The organism is Photobacterium sp. GB-56, from assembly GCF_003026105.1.
Lineage (GTDB): Bacteria > Pseudomonadota > Gammaproteobacteria > Enterobacterales > Vibrionaceae > Photobacterium.
Genome location: NZ_PYNW01000005.1, coordinates 83877 through 103907 on the forward strand (window position 1 = coordinate 83877; position 20031 = coordinate 103907).

A 20031-nucleotide genomic window follows, 5' to 3' on the forward strand; every position below is an offset into this window, starting at 1 on the left:
TTGAAATTTATATTTAGCAGACTAATGTGATACTTCATCTATAACTTTCAATACTAAGTTGTTTGTTTAGGTGGAAAAATAACTATACAAATTTCATTAATTTAGCTATCAACTTTGTTTAGGCTCTTTAGCCGAGAGCCTAGCTATTCATTTTTTCATTTTTATGCCATCTAAAGCACCATGGAATAACATAACCGATAACTTAATGCTGTTTGAGAAAGGCCCTGTTAAATAGGGTATATATAGATAGACAAGGAAGACAATTAATAAGGAGATCAGTGATGTATATCGGTGAAGTGTCTAAATTAACAGGAGCATCTGCCAAAGCTATACGCTTATATGAATTGTTAGGCTTGTTGGGAACAGTAGTAAGAAAAGGGAGCTATCGTATTTATGATGATAACCATGTTAGAACCGTTATTTTGATTAAAGATGCACAATCTATCGGGGTTAGTCTTGCTGAATTTAAGCGGCTGCTAGGAGATAAAACAGTACTAAGTTGGGATGTTGTAAGCACATTTCTTGATCAGAAAAGTAAAGCAATTGAAGAACAAATTAACCTATTGCACCAGCAGCAATCGATGATCCATACGTATCAAGACAATATTAAAAAGTGTTTAGAAACTAATTGACTCTTCCCTATAGGGCAAGGTGTAAGCTGAGCTCAAAAAGGGAGAGGCATCTATGTGCAAGAAAGTATTAGTTATTAATGGAAACCCAAAGGCTAAGAGTTATTGTCATGAACTAGCGCAGAGCTATATCATAGCTAGCGAGAAGAATGATGTCAGGCTGTTAAATTTAAGTATGATGGATTTTGATATCAATTTAGTGAGTGGTTATGAAGCAGTACAACCGCTAGAGCCAGATCTACAGCATTTCCAATCATCACTTCTATGGGCAGATCACGTGGTATTTATTTTTCCTCTGTGGTGGGGAGGAATGCCTGCAAAATTAAAAGGGTTAATTGATCGAACATTTCTTCCCAATTTTGCGTTTAAATTTGAAGCTAAAAACTTAACACCACAGCGATTATTAAAAGGGAGAACGGCCGAGCTGATAGTTACAATGGACTCGCCACCATTTTATTATCGTTGGATTTATGGCGATCCTATTTACAAGCAAATGAAGCGCACTATTTTAGGTTTTAGTGGCTTTGAAAAAGTATCTAAGACCTATATTGGCCCAATAATTAATGCGACGGAAGATAAAAAATCAAAATGGAATCAGCGGGTAGCTCAGCTTTCTAAAAAGTAGCGTAATGCACTAATTATAATAAGAGCTAATGCTAAATAGACAATGCTGTTATTGGCGTCGTCAACGAAGATTGTAGAGTTAGTCATGCGACCAACTCTACAATATAGAAGAAATGGATTTGATTATTTATCTTCTGAAACTTTTGTTTTCTCATTACGGTTTTCAGTTGGAGAGTTAATCTCTCCAGCTTTTGATTTGACGACTTCAACGGCTTTTCCCATAGCAATATCGCCTTGGGCAACCGCTGATTTTACTATTTCAGAGTTTATTGCGCCTTCAATTTTATTTGATGCAGTATCTTTTAAACTATTTGCTGATTTCTTAATAGATTTTGACGATGCATTAATGAGGTTTTTAACAGCTGCTGCATCATCACGAGTAAATGTTGCCAGTTGACTTAATGAATCTTCATTTGCAGCATCATAATATGGTGCTGGTTCAAAACTTAGTTTATTTGCAACAAGCATTGTAGGAAAGCTAGAACGATAGCTGTTATATACTTTAACTATTCCATTATAAGATTCTCGTTTATCTGAAATATTATTTTCTAACTCTTCGAGTTGTTTCATTAACTGTATATAGGTTTCATTTGCTTTTAATTCAGGAAAACTTTGAGAGAGAGCGGCTAAGCTCTCTGTGCTAGCATCTTGGTTCGATGATATTTTTAAATGAGTTAATTTTTCGTGATCACCAAAACCTTGAGCGATATCTAAAACTCTGGACGCAAGATCTCTGCGTTTTTGTAAGGATACTTGCATATTTGACGCTTGTTCAATTATTGATTGTTTACCAGACTGTAATTTATTGTATGTTTTAATTGACCAAATAATAATGACAGCCAAAGCTATGATCAAAATAGTACTTATACCCATGTAACACCTCTAATGATTTATATAAATAATGATGTTGTTAACTTATATTCTTAACGTTTGGTTTAGGTACGGTTTTGACGTTATCTGAAATAACCGTTATACAGGGCCGAATGAAATCGTACAATTTCAATGACTGCAAATATACCTTTCACATTGAAGTATTTATCATGAATACAGCGCTATCATGCCGTTAAGAATATCAATTTTAACACTATATTATCTATATCAATTCATAAGCTAAACCTCCTGCGATAATTGATAGTTATAGTCGTGTACTTCGTCGCATTACTTGCCAACTAGATACATCACTTTCATGTTAACCACGTAATATATCAAGCAGCAGGTTATAAACTCGCTTAGGAATTAAAGGGGATAACGATAAATTAAATATTTTAATGAGTCGCTGACGTTAAAGATAACCTCAACTTCTTAAACATCCCCTTTGATAACAAGGCAGCTTGTACTTTCCTACATCATACTTAAACTACATTCTTAACAGCGTATCTAATTGATAACTAATATCGGAGGGGGATGCATTTCTACTTATACTGAATGAGGTGTATTGATCGCCTCGGGTAGACATAGAACGATCAATTTCAGCAAGACAGTGAATGACAGCGCCATCTAAAATAAAAGATAATTCAATTTCTTTGCTGTTAAAAAATCCGCTATTTCGAAATTCGATTTCTTGATAACAGCCCGATTGTGAAGCAAAGTGTCCGCCTTGTAGAAAACCTTTTTCCACATCAGCTTTGATTAAATTAAAGCCTGCATTCTCAATGCTCGCAATGACACTAGCGATAGCTGGGAGAGGTTTTACCTCGATAAAATCACGATCAGAAGGATCGATAGCGAAATCAATATCTAACGTTGTTTCTAACCATACTTTCGATTGGTTATTTTGAGTGTTAAGTTGGGTGATAGGTGTTTCATCATGCAGTTTAAATTCAAAAGGCAGCGACTTCTCCTCACTGGCATGAATCGTAAAAGGTTGATTAACTTTTATCGTTCCTAACACAAAGGTTTGATAGCTGTGGCCATTTTCTAGTTCTACTTTCATTTCAGTACAAAGCTTTAATGAAATAGCATCAATGACTTGTTCTATACCTCCACCTTTAATATGCACATTTCCTTGTAATATATCTCCCTGATAAAGTGAAGGATTATGCAAAATAGTGTCTACTTTTGCAGAGCCAATACCTAATGAGGCTTTTAATTTTTTAAACATAATCTGCCTTTGTATGTATTTTTAAATGCGCGATGTGAGCAAATTATTACAACAATACCCTGCGATGTAACTTCAAGGTGCGATAAAGACGTAAGTAATTATTTTAACTATTTATTATTGTTATATAGCTCAATGTTTTGTAAACAAATAGAGCAGCACGCCAATCAGGTTGATCAATCACGCTAAGTGAATCGTTAAAGTTTGAAAATAGGCGTCTATGTATTAGGTTGATTAATAAGAAAGAACATTGATGAGAGGGAAGTATGGGATTATTAGTGGATGGGAAATGGCACACTGATTGGTACGACACTAAATCGACGGGAGGCAAGTTTGAACGAAAAGCTTCAAGCTTTCGTCATTGGGTAACGAAAGATGGCCAAGCGGGGCCTTCTGGAGAAGCGGGCTTTAAAGCTGAACCTCATCGTTATCACTTATACGTTTCCCTTGCTTGCCCTTGGGCGCATCGAGCGATTATTTATCGTAAATTAAAAGGGTTAGAGCCCTTGATTTCAATGTCTGTAGTTAATGCTTTCATGGGCGAGGACGGGTGGAATTTTGCATTAGGTGATGATGTAGTTGTCGATCCCATCATTAATGCTGAGTTTATGCATCAAATTTATACCCATGCAGATCCTCATTATACAGGGCGAGTTACGGTACCTGTGCTGTGGGATAAACAAAATCAAACCATAGTAACAAATGAATCAGCCGAAATTATTCGTATGTTCAATAGTGCTTTTGATGATGTTGGCGCAAATAGCAATGATTTTTACCCAGAAGCACTACAAACAGAAATTGATGCCTTAAATGATTTTGTCTATGTAAATATAAATAATGGTGTATACCGTGCTGGCTTTGCTACAACTCAAGAAGCCTATGACGAAGCCGTTGTAACACTGTTTAATGCGTTAGATACGATTGAAGCGCGTTTAACGGAAAATCGATACTTACTTGGCGATAAAATAACAGAAGCTGACTGGCGTTTATTTACCACGTTAGTACGATTTGATGCAGTATACGTAGGACACTTTAAATGTAATCTTAAACGCTTGGTCGACTACCCAAACATTTGGGGATATTTACGCGATTTATACCAAGTTCCCGGTATTGCGGACACGGTGAATATTGATTATATCAAAGCCCATTACTATGGCAGCCATGAAACCATTAACCCTACGCGTATCATTCCTAAAGGGCCTGTATTAGACTTTTCTGAGCCACATTGTCGCGAAAAATTGGGTGCTGAATTATAGGTATAGTCAATATAAGAAAAGGGCATCGCAGTTGGATGGTGATAGCCCTTATCTTTATCTGTGATGAGTTACTGTTTAAGCTTTGTAAGTACTTCATTCATTGATGTATATATTCCATGACCTAATGCTTTTACCTCTTCACTGGGCTGCACTAAATCAATTATCTGAAAAGTTTGAATACCAGCTGAAACTGCAGCTTTAACACCATTATTTGAATCTTCAAAAGCAATACACATACTAGGGTTAACGTTTAAACGCTTTGCTGCGAGTAAGTAAATCTCAGGATCAGGTTTGCCATTTGTCACTTCATCACCAGCTGTCACCGCTGAAAAATAGCCACTTAAACCAGCCATGGCTAATTTTTTTAATGCTAATTGCCGATTGGTGGAGGTTGCTACAACCATAGGTATATTCTGTGTTTGTAACCAATTAAGTAGATCAATAACACCATCTTTTACAGGAATAGCTTCATTTTCAACAATGTTTAAGTAAGCCTGTTTCCATTGCTTGCGAAATACAGGGTAGTCCATGGTTTCGCCATAACTGACTCGTAATAGATCTTCAACGCCAGCCTCATTGCGTCCAATGATATTTAAGTAGGTCTGTTCAAGGTAGGGAAGGTTAAAGTCCTGACAGGTTTGTTTAAATATATCCATACAGACACGCTCTGTATCGAGTAATAAACCATCCATGTCGAAAATAGCAGCGTTGTATATCATATTATTAACTAATTTATAAATAAAGAAGTGATATTTTACAGATAAAATGCAGTTATTTAAATATGACTATTTGTAAATTTAAACAAATTAGTTAGTGAGATTAATGTTAATTTTTTATGAAAAAAATGATTAATAATATTAATATTTAGAATGAGGAAAGTATTATTGTTAATATTGTTACTCCTATTAACAAAAGTAAGAGTAATAAAAATGAAAAATATTAACGTAAAATCACTTCCAAACTTTATAAAAAAAAATTGATGCTCATCTAGAGGCAGATATTTACTCCCGAAAAAATAAAAAGCACTTAGTATTAGGTAAAATTCCCTCCGATACTTCAATTACATTACAAAGTAATGATTATCTCGCCATCACAGGGCATGAATATATTCGTCAGAAGCACTTAAAAGCCATCACAGATCATAAACATGAAGTAGTGATGTCTGCGGTCTTCCAGCATCAAGCTGAAAGTGGCGATACATTTGAAGAACAATTAGCTGCGTTAACAGGTTTTGAAAAATGTGTGCTGTCCCAGTCGGGCTGGGCGGCAAATGTCGGATTAATTCAAACTCTGATCCCTAAAGGTACACCGATCTATATCGATTTCTTTGCTCATATGTCGTTATGGGATGGAGCAAAACGTGCAGAGGGAAATATTCAAACATTTCTGCATAACAATATGCGTCATCTTGAAAAGCAAATTAAACGTGAAGGTCCTGGGTTAATCATGGTTGATTCGGTGTACAGTACAATCGGTACAGTTGCACCATTGCATGATTTAGTTGAAATAGCTAATCGTTATGGTTGCGCCTTATTGGTAGATGAATCTCACTCGCTGGGCACACACGGTAAAAATGGTTCAGGATTAGTCGCTGAATTAGGCTTAACCGATCAAGTTGATTTCTTAACGGCGAGTTTAGCAAAAGCCTTCGCTTACCGAGCAGGAGCGATTTTATGCAGTAAAGATGTAGCGAAATCGTTCCCATTTACGGCATATCCTGCCATTTTCAGTTCAGCACTGTTAAATCATGAGCTAGAAATCTTAAAAGCGACATTGGATGTCATTAAAGATGCAGACGATAAGCGTAACCAGCTGTTTATTCAGTCTGAGAAATTACGTAGTGGTTTAGTTAATCTTGGTTATAAGATTAAGAGCCAGTCACAAATTATTGCACTTGAAAGTGGTAATGATGAAGATACAGAAGTGATCCGTGATTATTTAGAATCTCGAGATGTATTTGGTTCTGTGTTCTGCTCACCAGCGACCCCTAAAAATAAAAATGTGATCCGCTTTTCTTTAAATAGTGATGTGAGTGACGAACAAATATCGACGTTACTTACTGTGTGTCGAGAGATGCGAGAGGAGCTATCGTTAAAGTAATAGAATAAATTCTTACCCATTATTGCTTTACGTTTACGTAAACGATAGTGGGTAAGTGTATTCTAGTTAATAAAGCGCTCAATACTGGAAAATATTTGCTCTTTAGTTGCAGGTTTGAAAATAAATCCATTCATACCGACTTTGCTAAGCTCTTGCTGTTGTTTTTCATCAAGTGAGGCTGAGAAACAAATAATGGGGGTATTTTTATGTGATTCATATCTTTTATTTGAACGAATTTGTTTTGTTGCTTCTAAGCCTCCCATTAAAGGCATTTCTAAATCTATCATAATAAGATCTACTTGACTTAGCTCAAGACTTTTTAGTGCATTAATACCATTCTCGGCATGAATAACATGAAAGCCACTGCGTTGCAGGAGTATTCCTGTATACATGCGTAATGACATATTATCGTCTACAAGTAGAATACTTTTTGTCTCTGTTGTAGATCGTGGTGTACTTTTTGGATTATTAAAGTGAATAAAAAAGAATCGACAGATATGATCAGTGAAATCATTCTCAATTTTACTAGCATTGATTAGTTTGTAGTTAATTTTTTCATTTAATATTAAATTTATTGCTTTAGGTTCACGGTATAAATACAAGACTTTCGTTGTTAATAATGCGAGTTTATCTTGTAACTTAGAGAAGTAATAATCATGTTCAGTGTAACTATCCAGATTAACAATAATCATATCTACTTGATCAAGAGACATGTCAATTAATTTAAATGGGCTAGTCGTGTTAAAATTGTAGCCATGAGAAAAGGAGTTTTTCTGAAGTTCAAAAACATCACTGTTGTTATCACCTATGTATAATAGGCGTTTTTTAGACATTAACTCATACTTTAGCTTATTGACTGATTTTGAATCGATTTTAGGTAAAAGTATAGTGAACTCAGTCCATTCACCTAACTTGGATTGACAGCTGATTACCCCACCAAATGCTGTGATCACTTTTTTACAAAAAGGCAAACCTAAACCTGAGCTATTTTTTTTACCATGTGTAAAGAAATCATCAAAAATAGCATCAAGATTATTCTTTGGAATACCAATACCTGTGTCTCTTATTTTTATAATATTATTGTTTTTATTAATATCGATATTAATATCAATACTGAAATTATTCTTTTCTTTGTAATAAAATGCATTTTTCATAAGATTGAAAATGACATAACGAAATAAAATATCACTACCAAAATAATTTGTGTCTTTATTGAAATTAACTGAAACTAAACTTCTATCTTGTGAAGATTGATAGCCATAGCTTTCTACAGAGCTTTTAATAATATTAACAATAGAATATTCTTGAAATGTATTTTTTGAAATAGCGTGTTCATTAATAGAGCTTAATAGTAAGTTAATTGTTTCATTACTATTATTAATAACAGTCATATTACTTCTAATGATAGATTTTAGCTCATTAGCATTATCTTTTTGGTTATCATTTTTTTGGCGAAGAATATCAAGCATGAGTTCCATGGAAGAGTAAAGAGAACTAAAAGGGTTTCTCATCTCATGGGCAATACCGGCACTAAAGCTACGAGCAAAAAGTAATTGATCTTCGTAATGAATGTGATTTCTATAATGTGAAGCAATACCTGTCACATATGAAAAACTAATAACTGCAATATAGCCCCAATGAAAATTATCACTGTTTATCGGATGGAAGCCATAAGAAAATAATGCGCCTAATGATATACCAATAATGGAGATTACGCTGATAATATAAGCATCGTAAATCAATAATATTGATAAAAATAGTGCAGCCATGAAAGACATGACCCAAGGGATAGACCAATCATTCATAATCAGCATAAAGCTGAAAAAGAAAGGCAGTCCTATGGTGATTGTAGCAATGAAATGAATCGCCTTATAACGTAAAAACCAATAAGGAAGATGATCTTTTAAAATGAATGGGATAAACAAACTGCCACAAAATAACCTGAGTAAAAAGTTCTCATAAGGTTGAGGAAAAAGATAATGCCAAACAAAGAAGTATAGTGGAAAACCAATGCTACCAAGATAGCCTATAATGATTAAATTAGGCTCAAAGTAACGGTAAACATTATTAATTCTATTTTTTATACTCATTGTCTATGAACTTCTAGTTATTAGCTTGAATACTATAAACCAAAATAACTAAATAAAAAAAACAAATTGAGTTTATGCTATAGAGCTCACCTTACTAATATTTCATTTCTCTCGTTACATATCATTTCTTAACGTTTAATAATTGCTCGTAATATGTCTCGGTTATTCGACTAGTATGTATCACTTTTTAATTTATACACTCACTGTTAATATTTTGTTACATTCGATATTGTGTTGATAATCTAGCGATTTTCTTTGTTTTGATGGTTTTTTAAACTGTGATTTTGGTTTTATTTTGATTTAATGTAAAAAATATGTCACATTTATACTTAATTGATCGTTCAATAAAAATAAATGGGAGCATTATGCCAAAGGTTGGAATGCCTGATATTCGTAAACCACAGCTTGTAAATGCCACGATGGCAGTGATTGAACGAGTTGGCTTACATGCAGCAAGTATCTCTTTGATCAGTAAAGAGGCTGGGGTGTCAACGGGTATTATCAATCACTATTTTGGTGGTAAGCATGGTTTATTAGAAGAGACCATGCGTGAAATTTTACGTCGTTTGTCAATGAGTGTTACAACATCATTAAGCCAAATCCCCCGCAATGATCATCAAGCTCGAATTAATGCCATTATCATGAGCAATTTTGATGGTTATCAAGCTGAAAATAAAGTAGCGAAAACATGGTTAGCATTTTGGTCTTACGCTATGCATGACGCACAGTTGGGTCGCCTACAGCAAGTTAATGAAAAACGTTTGCTATCGCATTTAAAGATTGAACTTAAAGGGTTATTACCATCTTCTCAAGCTGAATTAGTTGCCCATGGTATCGCTTCATTAATTGATGGTATTTGGTTGCGCGGGACATTAAACCCTAGAGGTATTGATGCGAGTAATGCACGCATGATCATTAATGATTATTTAGAAAAGCAATTGTCTTTTTATTCAAAATTATAAATTCTAAGAGTTTCAAATGGATATGAAATCACTATATATCGATGGTAACTATGTTGCTGCATCTTCTGATATTCAATTTACAACGTTTAATCCAGCTAATGGTCAACCGATAGCAACCATTGGACAAGCTTCTCAAGCGGATCTTGAGTTAGCCATTAGTGCTGCTAAAAAAGGCTTTGCTACATGGTCGGCTATGACGCCAACTGAACGTAGCCGTATTTTATTACGTGCTGTTGCGTTACTGCGAGAACGCAATGATGAATTAGCGGTATTGGAAGTCACAGATACTGGTAAACCGTTACAAGAAGCGATAGCGGTTGATATAGAAACGGGTGCGGATGTTATTGAGTACTTTGCCGGGTTAGCACCTGGGCTTCAAGGTGAGCAGCAACCTTTAAGTGAAAATCAGTTCTTTTATACGCGTCGAGAACCATTGGGCATTTGTGCAGGTATTGGTGCGTGGAATTATCCGATCCAAATTGCGATGTGGAAATCAGCGCCAGCGCTTGCAGCCGGTAATGCCATGATTTTCAAGCCATCAGAAGAAACACCGCTTTCGGTTCTAAAACTTGCTGAGATTTTTACTGAAGCAGGTCTACCTGATGGCGTATTTAACGTTGTACAAGGTGATTACCGAGTAGGGCAGATGCTAACGGCACACCCTGAGATCGCTAAAGTGTCATTTACAGGTGAAACCGGCACAGGTAAAGCGGTAATGGCTGATAGTGCTCAAACCTTAAAGTCGGTCACGATGGAATTAGGTGGCAAATCGCCAATGATCATTTTTGATGACACTAATGTCGATCATGCTGTTTCTGCGGCAATGGTGGCTAACTTCTATACCCAAGGTGAAGTATGTACACATGGCACACGTGTTTATGTTCATGAGGCTATTTATGACACCTTTATAGAGCAACTTAAGCGTCGAACTGAGTTATTAATCGTTGGTGATCCTATGAATATGGAGACTCAAATTGGCGCATTGATTTCAACATCACATTTATCAAAAGTGTTATCAGCCATTGATGCCGCTAAACAAAGTGGTGCCACCTTGCTGACTGGCGGATACCAATGTACTGATAATGGGTTAGCACAAGGTAATTTCGTTCAACCTACCGTTTTTATTGATTGTGATGAATCGATGTCTCATGTTCAAAATGAAATTTTTGGGCCTGTGATGTCGGTAATTAAGTTTAGCGATGAAACCGATGTTATCGCTCGCGCCAATAATACTCACTATGGTTTAGCTGCGGGTGTGTTTACCCAAAACTTAGCGAAAGCCCACCGTGTTATCCATCAATTACAAGCAGGGATCTGTTGGGTTAATACATGGGGGGATTCTCCTGCGCAAATGCCTGTGGGTGGTTATAAGCAATCAGGGATTGGACGCGAAAACGGAATAGAAACTTTACAACATTATACCCAAACCAAAAGTGTACTTATTGAATTGGGCGATTACCAAAGTCCTTATGCTTAACGGATGGAGTCGATTTTGATGGATCAAAATAAGCAGCAAAATAACCCCCAACACTATGACTACATTATTGTTGGCGCGGGTTCGGCAGGGTGTGTATTAGCTGACCGTTTAAGTGAAAGCGGTGAATATGATGTGTTATTGCTAGAAGCTGGCGGTAGTGATCGCAGTATTTTTATTCAAATGCCAACGGCATTGTCTTACCCAATGAACAGTGACAAATATGCATGGCAGTTTGAAACTCAAGCAGAACAAGGCTTAGACGGGCGTAAATTACATTGTCCACGAGGCAAAGTATTAGGCGGTAGTTCATCTATCAACGGCATGGTGTATGTACGTGGGCACGCATGTGATTATGACGAATGGGAACAAGAAGGCGCAACAGGCTGGAATTACCAAGCTTGTTTACCGTATTTTCGTCGTGCTGAAACATGGATAAAAGGTGGTAACGCTTACCGCGGTAGCAAAGGTCCAGTTGGGACTTGTAATGGTAATGACATGGCACTCAATCCACTTTACCAAGCCTTTATTGATGCAGGTAAAGAAGCCGGTTATCCCGAAACGGATGATTACAATGGTTACCAACAAGAAGGGTTTGGTGCCATGCATATGACAGTTGATAAAGGTGTGCGTGCATCGACATCTAACGCTTATTTACGTCGAGCATTAAAACGCTCAAACCTGACGTTGAAAAAAGGCATTGTGGCACGCAAAGTTTTACTCGATGGCAAAAAAGCGGTAGGCGTTGAATTTGAACAGTCAGGTAAGCTATCTCAAGTATTTGCAACAAAAGAAGTGATATCTAGTGCTGGATCCATTGGTTCAGTCCAGTTATTACAATTGTCTGGCATTGGACCTGCTGCAGTATTAGAGAACGCGAAGATTAACCTTGTGCACGATCTTCCAGGGGTGGGGGCTAATTTACAAGATCACTTAGAAGTTTACTTCCAATACCACTGTAATGAAGCCATTACCTTAAACAGTAAATTAGATTTAGTCAGCAAAGGTAAAATTGGCGCGCAATGGCTACTAACTCGTACAGGTTTAGGTGCGACTAACCACTTTGAATCTTGTGCCTTTATTCGCTCACGTAAAGGGTTAAAGTGGCCAAATATTCAATATCACTTCCTACCTGCAGCGATGCGTTACGATGGCCGTGCTGCATTTGATGGTCATGGCTTCCAAGTGCATGTGGGGCCTAATAAGCCACAAAGCAGAGGGTCGGTAGAAGTTATTTCTAATGATCCACACGCGAAACCTAAAATTGAATTTAATTACATCTCTACCGAGCAAGATAAGCAGGATTGGCGCGATTGTATTCGTTTAACCCGTGAAATTATGGCGCAATCAGCATTGGATCAATACCGTGGTGATGAAATTCAACCGGGAGCAGATGTCACATCTGATCAGGCTATTGATCAGTGGGTAAAAGAAAATGTAGAGAGCGCTTATCATCCATCTTGTACCTGTAAAATGGGCGATGATAACGATGTGATGGCGGTTTTAGATTCACAGTGTCGTGTTCGCGGTATTGAAAACTTACGTGTTGTTGATTCTTCCATATTCCCGACGATTCCGAACGGTAACCTTAATGCGCCAACAATCATGGTTGCTGAGCGAGCCGCTGATTTTATTTTACAGAGAACCCCGCTTCCTGCAGGCAATGTACCTGTATGGATTGCCCCTAATTGGGAAACGACCCAACGAAACAATTCACAATAAGTACGTGGGAGATACGTACTTAATAATGATAAATAAAAAGACAAAGGAATAATTATGTCTGTTACTAAAAAAACACTTCTTGCCTTAGCGTTAAGCTCAGTCGCTTTTAATAGCTATGCTAACCAATGTGATACGGTACGTTTTGCTGATGTAGGCTGGACGGATATTACGGCAACCACAGCGGTAACTTCTGAGCTTTTAAAAGGAATGGGTTACAACACTAAAACTGATTTATTGTCAGTGCCCGTGACGTACTCATCAATGGCGAATGGTGATATTGATGTCTTTTTAGGTAATTGGATGCCGACCATGGAAGGCGATATTGCGAAATATCGTGAAGCCAAAACGGTTGAAACAGTAAAAGCGAATTTAGAAGGTGCAAAATATACGTTAGCTGTACCTAAATATGTTTATGACGCAGGTGTTAAGAGCTTTGCAGATTTGGCAAAACATGCGGATAAATTTAAAGGCCGTATTTACGGTATTGAACCTGGTAATGATGGTAACCGTTTGATTCAATCAATGATTGATACGAATGCGTTTGGTTTAAAAGACTTTAGTTTAGTGGAATCAAGTGAAGCTGGGATGGTTTCGCAAGTTTCTCGCTCTGTACGCCGTGATCAGTGGATTGTTTATTTAGGTTGGGCACCACACCCAATGAATAGCAACGTTGAAATGGAATACCTTGCTGGTGGTGATGACTTTTTTGGACCTAACTATGGTGGTGCCAATGTCTACACCAATGTTCGCAGTAACTATTTAACCGAGTGTCCAAACGTTGGACAACTTCTGAAAAATCTATCATTTAGCTTAGAAATGGAAAATAGCTTAATGGAAGCGATCCTTAATCAAAAGGTTCAACCTGAAAAAGCAGCACGTCAATGGCTGAGTGAAAATCCACAGCAAGTGGAAGCATGGCTAAAAGACGTCAAAACTCGCGAAGGTAAAGTGGCCACCACTGCGGTGTTGGATTACTTAAAGCAATCTTAATCCTTTCTTAAAATACTGCGTTAATAATCGCTTCTTATTTATTAGCGCAGATACTTCTTTGCTATTAGTTATTGTAAAACTTCATAAAAATAAGGTGGTAAGCATCGTCTTATCAAATAAAAGGCAAAAGTGTGAATTTCATTACGGATAATAAAATCCCTTTGGGTCAATGGATGGAAGCAGGTGTTGATTGGTTAACTATCAATGCAGCAGGGTTATTTGACGCCATTTCATTTTTCTTAGAAACCGTAATTCTATTTTTAGTTGATGTATTTAAGTGGATGCCGCCAGCACTGCCTATTTTAATCACCGCGGCGTTAGCATGGTATTTACACCGTAAAATTTCATTAGTGGTTTTCGTTGTTGCAGCATTATTAGTTATTTTAAATTTAGGCTACTGGCAGGAAATGCTAGAAACCTTTGTGTTGGTCTTTGCTGCCACAAGTATTTCAGTGCTTATTGGTGTCCCAATCGGGATCATGTCTGCGCATCGTCCGTGGTTGTATACCTTGATGCGTCCTATTTTAGATTTAATGCAAACGGTGCCGACGTTTGTCTATTTAATTCCAACGCTGGTTTTGTTTGGACTAGGTATTGTGCCCGGGCTTATCTCTACCATTATTTTTGCTATTGCAGCGCCAATACGACTCACGTATTTAGGTATCACGAAAGTGCCTGAAGATTTAATTGAAGCAGGTAAAGCGTTTGGTGCAAGTCGGATGAAGTTACTGTTAAAAGTCGAGTTACCGGCGGCGATGCCAAGTATTATGGCGGGTATCACCCAATGTATTATGTTGTCTTTATCCATGGTGGTTATCGCCGCGTTAGTCGGCGCGGATGGATTAGGAAAGCCTGTTGTACGTGCGCTAAATACCGTGAATATTTCACAAGGATTCGAAGCGGGACTTGCGATTGTATTGGTCGCGATCATTTTAGACCGATTATGTAAAACCCCAGCACAGAAGGAGCTGTGATCATGAATGCAATAACGATTAACAATCTGGATGTGGTGTTTGGCGATAAACAGCAACAAGCCTTAGCGTTATTAGATCAAGGAAAAAGCCGTCAACAAATTATTGATGAAACAAACCAAGTGGTTGGAGTAAATAACGTTAGCCTGCAAATCAAAGAAGGCGAGATTTGTGTACTAATGGGGTTGTCTGGTTCGGGGAAATCAAGTCTATTACGCGCAGTTAATGGATTGAATGATATAAGTCGTGGCGAACTATTGATTAAAGATGGTGAACAAACCGTAGATTTAGCGAACTGCTCAAAAGCCCAGTTACAGCATCTTCGTACTCATCGCGTCTCGATGGTATTTCAAAAATTTGCCTTAATGCCATGGCTAACCGTGTTAGATAACGTTGCTTTTGGACTTGAAATGCAAAATGTCCCAAAGAAAGAACGCCATCAGCGCGCTAGAGAGCAGTTAGAAATGGTGGGGCTGGCTGAATGGGAAGATAAATACCCATCAGAGTTATCGGGCGGGATGCAGCAACGGGTGGGTCTTGCACGTGCATTTGTTATGGATACCGATATTTTACTGATGGATGAGCCTTTTTCAGCACTTGATCCGTTAATCCGTGCGCAGTTACAAGATGAATTATTAGCACTACAAAGCAAACTAAATAAAACGATTTTGTTTGTCAGTCATGATTTAGATGAAGCACTTAAAATCGGTAATAATATCGCGATTATGGAATCAGGAGAGCTGATTCAACACGGAAAACCGGAAGAAATCGTGCTCAATCCGAAAACAGAGTATGTGCGTGATTTTGTCGCACATACTAATCCGTTAAATGTCTTGAAAGGACGCTCATTAATGACGCCATTAACCGCGTTAGAGCAACGGGGAAATACTTATAAAGTGTGTGATACTGATGAGCTTTGGATCGCCCAAAATGAGGATACGTTGTCTATCGTGAATGAAGGTAATCTTGATTGCCTTTCATGGCAAATTACAGATGCTATTCCAAGCCATATAACTGACACCACTATAGTGATGGTCAGCCCTGATATTAGTATGCGAGATGCCATTGAGCTGAAGCGACTGAATAATAAACCATTACTTATGGTTGAAAATAATCAATTGGTTGGGGTGTTACATAACAAAGATGTTTATAACGCGCTGCTAGGTGATTTTCAGCTAGCGTCTTAATGAAAATCGGTCAACAAAGACGATATAAAACGTCATTGTTGACCGTGATTTTTTAGTTCGCTAAAGGTACGGCACGGTTGATAAACAATTTACGATCAACTTTATAATCTGTTGCATAGTGACGAAGTTTACAGTCGTTGCCTTCATCACAACCACAACTTAAACAACGGTTAGCTTCATCAATAGCGGCTTGCTGTGATAGCCCCGTTTCAACTTCATTGAAGCTCAAATGACGCTGTGCCAGTGTTAGCTCTGGCATTTTAGCGCGTAACACTTTAGCTAGGGCGTGATTTAACATCTGTTCGGTTTGCTTAGCGTTATCTCCAGTGGCAATACTTGCCATAACACGTTTTAACTTTTCAATATGTTCAGGCTGAATAAGATGACTTCTTTCAACATTGCGAGATCGGAATGACTCGGTATAGAGTTTTTCCATGGTGCCACCAAAGAACTCATCAATCCCTTTTGCCGCTTTTCGCCCATCAGCAATCGCTTCAATCGCTGTTGCTGGCCCTCGACGAAAATCACCAATACCGAAGATATTTTTAACCCCAGAGTGCATCGTTGTTTCATCAACATTGATGGTGTTCCAGCGACTAAATGAAAGTTCGATATCTTCGTTAGCAATAAAGCTGGTATCGGTTTTTTGCGAGACAGCAGCGATAACGGTATCAAAGTCTTCAACAAAATATTCGCCGGTTGCTTTTGGTGAGCAACGACCAGAGGCATCAGGTTCGCCCAATGCCATTTTTTCAAGTTTTATCTGACAAACATGACCATTGTCATCTGCAATATTTTCAGCAGGATTGGTTAGAAAGTGAAATTTAACACCTTCGTGCTCTGCTTCTTCAATTTCATAGGTTTCAGCTGGCATTTCATCACGCGTACGGCGATAAATAAGTGTGGTATCTGCGCCTAAACGTAATGCAGAGCGGGCGCAGTCAATTGCAGTGTTACCACCGCCAATGACCGCGACTTTTTTACCAATAGTATATTGTTTATCGAGTGTCTGATCTTTTAAGAAATCAACACCAAGATAACAGCCTGCTAAATCACTACCGGTATACTTCATCTCACTGGCTTGTGATGCACCAATCGCTAAACAAACAGCATCAAATTCTTCACTGAGCGAAGAGAGGGTAAAGTCTTCACCTAACTTTTTATTGGTTTCGATACTCATGCCGTTACGACACATAATATCGATTTCTTTATCTAGAATATCTTTAGGTAAACGATACTCAGGAATACCGTAACGTAGCCATCCACCGGCTTGTGGCATCGCCTCATACACAGTGACGTTGTAACCTTCATTGCTAAGGAAATAACCACAACTTAAACCGCCAGGTCCTGCACCCACAATGGCAATACGTTTACCTTTATCGTCTTTTTTGATTGGGGTGTAGCTATTTAGTTTTTCAAGGTCAATGTCAGCGGCGTAACGTTTCAATTGACGGATCGCGAGTGGTTCATCGACTAAGTTACGCTGGCATTTTGCTTCACAGAAAGCAGGGCAAACCCGACCAATAGAAAGCGGCATAGGCAATGTTTTCTTTATCACTTCAATGGCTTTTAAGTGTTCATTGTGAGCGATAAAGTATAAATAGGATTGGATATCAACGCTTGCAGGACAGGCAATCTGACAAGGCGGTACGCTGCAGTTGGTATTTGCGCGTTGTAAAATTCGCTCTAAGTTGCACTTTCGAATATTTGACAGTAATTGCGATGAGGTAGTGACGACCATTCCATCAGTAGGTTTAACTTTGCATGCTTTCACAATCCCTTTACCTGCGATTTCAACATCACAAAGTGCGCATTCATCTGTGAATGAGTCTATGTCGCAGAGTGATGGGATCTCAATACCGCATTGTTTTGCTGCTTCTAATAAGTTTTGATCTTTGTCGACTTGATAGCTATTGCCATCAATATTAATAGTAACCATTAATTGCCTCTATTGTTATTTATTTACTGGGCAGCAAGATTGCTTGGTTATTTGCAGTTAATGATTATGTGAGAAAATTGAATATATTTTTGAAAAGATAAATAAGTAGGGTAAAAGTTATTTATCACTCAGGTGTATTGCGAAGCAACAGCATTGAGCAGCTATTGTATTCACTTTTTATAATCACTATACAAATCTTCTTAATTATATCCTATGCTTTTTACGAATAGAATATGAGTGATTAAGCGTTGTCAGGCCAATATTAGTATTTTAAAGGCCGTATTCTTCTTTTTATTTCTTTCAATCTATTTTTAATTCTCATTTGTTTTATCAAATTTTTGACGAATAAAATTAACAAATAGACTTGTACGTTGGGCAAGATGTTTACGTTTAGGATAAAGGATATATAAAGGCAAACGATTAGGTGTAAACCAATCAGGTAAGATATTAATAATATGTGTTCGTTTATCACTATCTAAGTGACTGAGCGCCATTTCATCAAGCATAGCAATACCACAGCCTTTGATCATAGCCTCGGTCATTACGGTGACTAGGCTAAAACTCATGGCAGGTTTAAGGATAATATTTGTCTTTTCTTGTGTTGTTTGATTAATAAAGCACCATTTATCGAGCGTGAATTCGCTATTTCTATAAATAATGTGGTGATGATCGCGCAAATCCAATGGATGAGTAATCGCTGGATGATCTGCTAAGTAGCTTTCATGAGCGAAGGGTTGGCACTGAAGGTGGCGGATATAATGACCGACATAGCCTTCTGGTGGCGTCTCGGTGAAATAAATGGCGACATCAAAACCTTGCTCTATTAGATCTAATGGGGTTTCAGTAAAAGCGACTTCTAATTCAATGTTTGGATGACTTAAATTGAAATCGGCAAGATGTTCACTTAATAGCATCGAGCCAAAAGAAGCAGACGCTGCGATACGAAGTTTGCCATAAACCGAATTAGTGACATCTAATCCTTCGTTTATGGCTTCTGCATGAGCAAACAGTGCTTTTACTTGCTTATAAAATTCAAGCCCATCATAGGTGAGGTTAAATTGGCGAGTTGTTCGCTGTATAAGCTGAGTATCGAGTAGTGCTTCGAGTTGGCGCAACTGTCGACTGATATGCGCGCTTGAGCAATTCAATCTTAGCGCTGCTTTTGCAATGCTTTTTTCTTCACATAACGCCAAATAGATGGGTACGTAACTTAGCCACTTTATTTCCATATGGTAATTATTAATCTCTTAATGGTCACTTCTGGTAAGAATAAAGAACAATTAGACTAACTGCAATCAATCAACAGGACGTTTAATATGCAGTTTGAAACATGGCTTGAAAGCCAAAAATTAAAAGACACGATTACTAACCCCAACATAGAAGTTGGTGATTACAGTTATTATTCTGGTTATTACCACGATAAATCTTTTGAAGATCAAGCAGTACGCTATTTGCTTGGCGATAAGCCAACCAAAGAGGTTTGGCAAAGCGGTATGTTTGGCGAAGTGGATAAGCTGATCATTGGTAAATTTTGCTCTATTGCTTCTGGCGCGACTTTTATGATGGCGGGTAATCAAGGACATCGTATCGATTGGATTTCAACCTTTCCCTTTGGTAATGATTTTGGTGAAGATGTGCCCAGTGGTTTTAAGCGAGCAGGCGATACCGTGATTGGCAATGATGTATGGATTGGCTCTGAAGCGATGATCATGCCTGGAGTAAAAATTGGTAATGGTGCTGTAATTGGATCAAGGGCGGTGATCACCAAAGATGTTGAGCCTTATAGCGTGGTTGTAGCGAATAATCATGTGGTGAAACAGCGATTCACGGCAAAGCAAATTGAGATGTTGACTGAAATGCAGTGGTGGAATTGGTCAGAGCAGCAACTGAAACAAGCGATGCAAGTTATGTGTAGCGGTGATGTCGAGCAGCTTTATGGATACTATCTTGAAAACATTAAGCGTTAGCCACTTTTATACTAAGAATTGC

The 20031-nt window shown here is 37.8% G+C and carries 16 protein-coding genes and 1 pseudogene; 11 read left to right on the top strand and 6 right to left on the bottom strand.

Annotated features, from left to right (window positions below; genetic code table 11):
• Positions 1 to 281 precede the first annotated feature (281 nt).
• Positions 282 to 632: a MerR family transcriptional regulator gene (locus C9J42_RS08575; protein ID WP_107262223.1), complete on the top strand. Its 351-nt coding sequence runs from the start codon at positions 282 to 284 to the stop codon at positions 630 to 632.
• A 52-nt stretch (positions 633 to 684) separates the two neighbouring features.
• Positions 685 to 1254, top strand: a complete 570-nt coding sequence (locus C9J42_RS08580; RefSeq protein ID WP_107301898.1) for an NAD(P)H-dependent oxidoreductase — start codon at positions 685 to 687, stop codon at positions 1252 to 1254.
• A gap of 122 nt (positions 1255 to 1376) precedes the next feature.
• On the opposite strand, the gene C9J42_RS08585 is transcribed toward C9J42_RS08580, so the two are convergent.
• Both C9J42_RS08585 and C9J42_RS08590 read right to left on the bottom strand, forming a co-directional pair.
• Positions 1377 to 2126: a LemA family protein gene (locus C9J42_RS08585; protein ID WP_107208495.1), complete on the bottom strand. Its 750-nt coding sequence runs from the start codon at positions 2124 to 2126 to the stop codon at positions 1377 to 1379.
• Between the two features lie 484 nt (positions 2127 to 2610).
• Positions 2611 to 3354: a sporulation protein gene (locus C9J42_RS08590; protein ID WP_107301899.1), complete on the bottom strand. Its 744-nt coding sequence runs from the start codon at positions 3352 to 3354 to the stop codon at positions 2611 to 2613.
• A 263-nt stretch (positions 3355 to 3617) separates the two neighbouring features.
• Here C9J42_RS08590 and C9J42_RS08595 point away from each other — a divergent pair, with 263 nt between their 5' ends.
• Positions 3618 to 4607, top strand: a complete 990-nt coding sequence (locus C9J42_RS08595) for a glutathione S-transferase family protein (protein WP_107208497.1) — start codon at positions 3618 to 3620, stop codon at positions 4605 to 4607.
• Positions 4608 to 4675: 68 nt separating this feature from the next.
• Here the strand turns inward: C9J42_RS08595 and C9J42_RS08600 are convergent, their stop codons facing one another.
• A complete protein-coding gene (locus C9J42_RS08600; RefSeq protein WP_107301900.1) occupies positions 4676 to 5326 on the bottom strand; it encodes an HAD family phosphatase in 651 nt (216 codons plus the stop codon).
• A gap of 210 nt (positions 5327 to 5536) precedes the next feature.
• Here C9J42_RS08600 and cqsA point away from each other — a divergent pair.
• Positions 5537 to 6707, top strand: a pseudogene (gene cqsA, locus C9J42_RS08605) (alpha-hydroxyketone-type quorum-sensing autoinducer synthase).
• Positions 6708 to 6769: 62 nt separating this feature from the next.
• Here the strand turns inward: cqsA and C9J42_RS08610 are convergent.
• Positions 6770 to 8797 carry a hybrid sensor histidine kinase/response regulator gene (locus C9J42_RS08610; RefSeq protein ID WP_107208500.1) on the bottom strand — a complete coding sequence of 676 codons (2028 nt, stop codon included), beginning with the start codon at positions 8795 to 8797 and terminating at the stop codon, positions 6770 to 6772.
• A 365-nt stretch (positions 8798 to 9162) separates the two neighbouring features.
• On the opposite strand from C9J42_RS08610, the gene betI reads away from it, so the two are divergent.
• The 6 genes from betI (at position 9163) to choV (ending at position 16103) form a co-directional block, all read left to right on the top strand.
• Entirely contained in the window at positions 9163 to 9759 is a 597-nt protein-coding gene (gene betI, locus C9J42_RS08615) for a transcriptional regulator BetI (RefSeq protein ID WP_107208501.1), read from the top strand.
• Between the two features lie 16 nt (positions 9760 to 9775).
• A complete protein-coding gene (gene betB, locus C9J42_RS08620; RefSeq protein WP_107208502.1) occupies positions 9776 to 11236 on the top strand; it encodes a betaine-aldehyde dehydrogenase in 1461 nt (486 codons plus the stop codon).
• Positions 11237 to 11254: 18 nt separating this feature from the next.
• Positions 11255 to 12955, top strand: a complete 1701-nt coding sequence (betA, locus tag C9J42_RS08625) for a choline dehydrogenase (RefSeq protein ID WP_107208503.1) — start codon at positions 11255 to 11257, stop codon at positions 12953 to 12955.
• A gap of 54 nt (positions 12956 to 13009) precedes the next feature.
• Positions 13010 to 13945 carry a choline ABC transporter substrate-binding protein gene (locus tag C9J42_RS08630; RefSeq protein WP_107174935.1) on the top strand — a complete coding sequence of 312 codons (936 nt, stop codon included), beginning with the start codon at positions 13010 to 13012 and terminating at the stop codon, positions 13943 to 13945.
• 131 nt (positions 13946 to 14076) lie between these two features.
• Positions 14077 to 14919 (top strand): choline ABC transporter permease subunit, encoded by an 843-nt coding sequence (gene choW / locus C9J42_RS08635; RefSeq protein WP_006645056.1) that lies wholly within the window; start codon positions 14077 to 14079, stop codon positions 14917 to 14919.
• A 2-nt stretch (positions 14920 to 14921) separates the two neighbouring features.
• Positions 14922 to 16103, top strand: coding sequence for a choline ABC transporter ATP-binding protein (choV, locus tag C9J42_RS08640; RefSeq protein ID WP_107261591.1), 1182 nt, complete (start codon positions 14922 to 14924; stop codon positions 16101 to 16103).
• 52 nt (positions 16104 to 16155) lie between these two features.
• Here the strand turns inward: choV and C9J42_RS08645 are convergent, their stop codons facing one another.
• On the bottom strand, positions 16156 to 18042 hold the full coding sequence (locus C9J42_RS08645; protein ID WP_107301901.1) for an FAD-dependent oxidoreductase: 1887 nt from the start codon (positions 18040 to 18042) through the stop codon (positions 16156 to 16158).
• A 311-nt stretch (positions 18043 to 18353) separates the two neighbouring features.
• Positions 18354 to 19271 carry a LysR family transcriptional regulator gene (locus C9J42_RS08650; protein WP_107247150.1) on the bottom strand — a complete coding sequence of 306 codons (918 nt, stop codon included), beginning with the start codon at positions 19269 to 19271 and terminating at the stop codon, positions 18354 to 18356.
• An 87-nt stretch (positions 19272 to 19358) separates the two neighbouring features.
• On the opposite strand from C9J42_RS08650, the gene C9J42_RS08655 reads away from it, so the two are divergent.
• Positions 19359 to 20009, top strand: a complete 651-nt coding sequence (locus C9J42_RS08655) for a CatB-related O-acetyltransferase (RefSeq protein ID WP_107208507.1) — start codon at positions 19359 to 19361, stop codon at positions 20007 to 20009.
• Positions 20010 to 20031 lie beyond the last annotated feature (22 nt).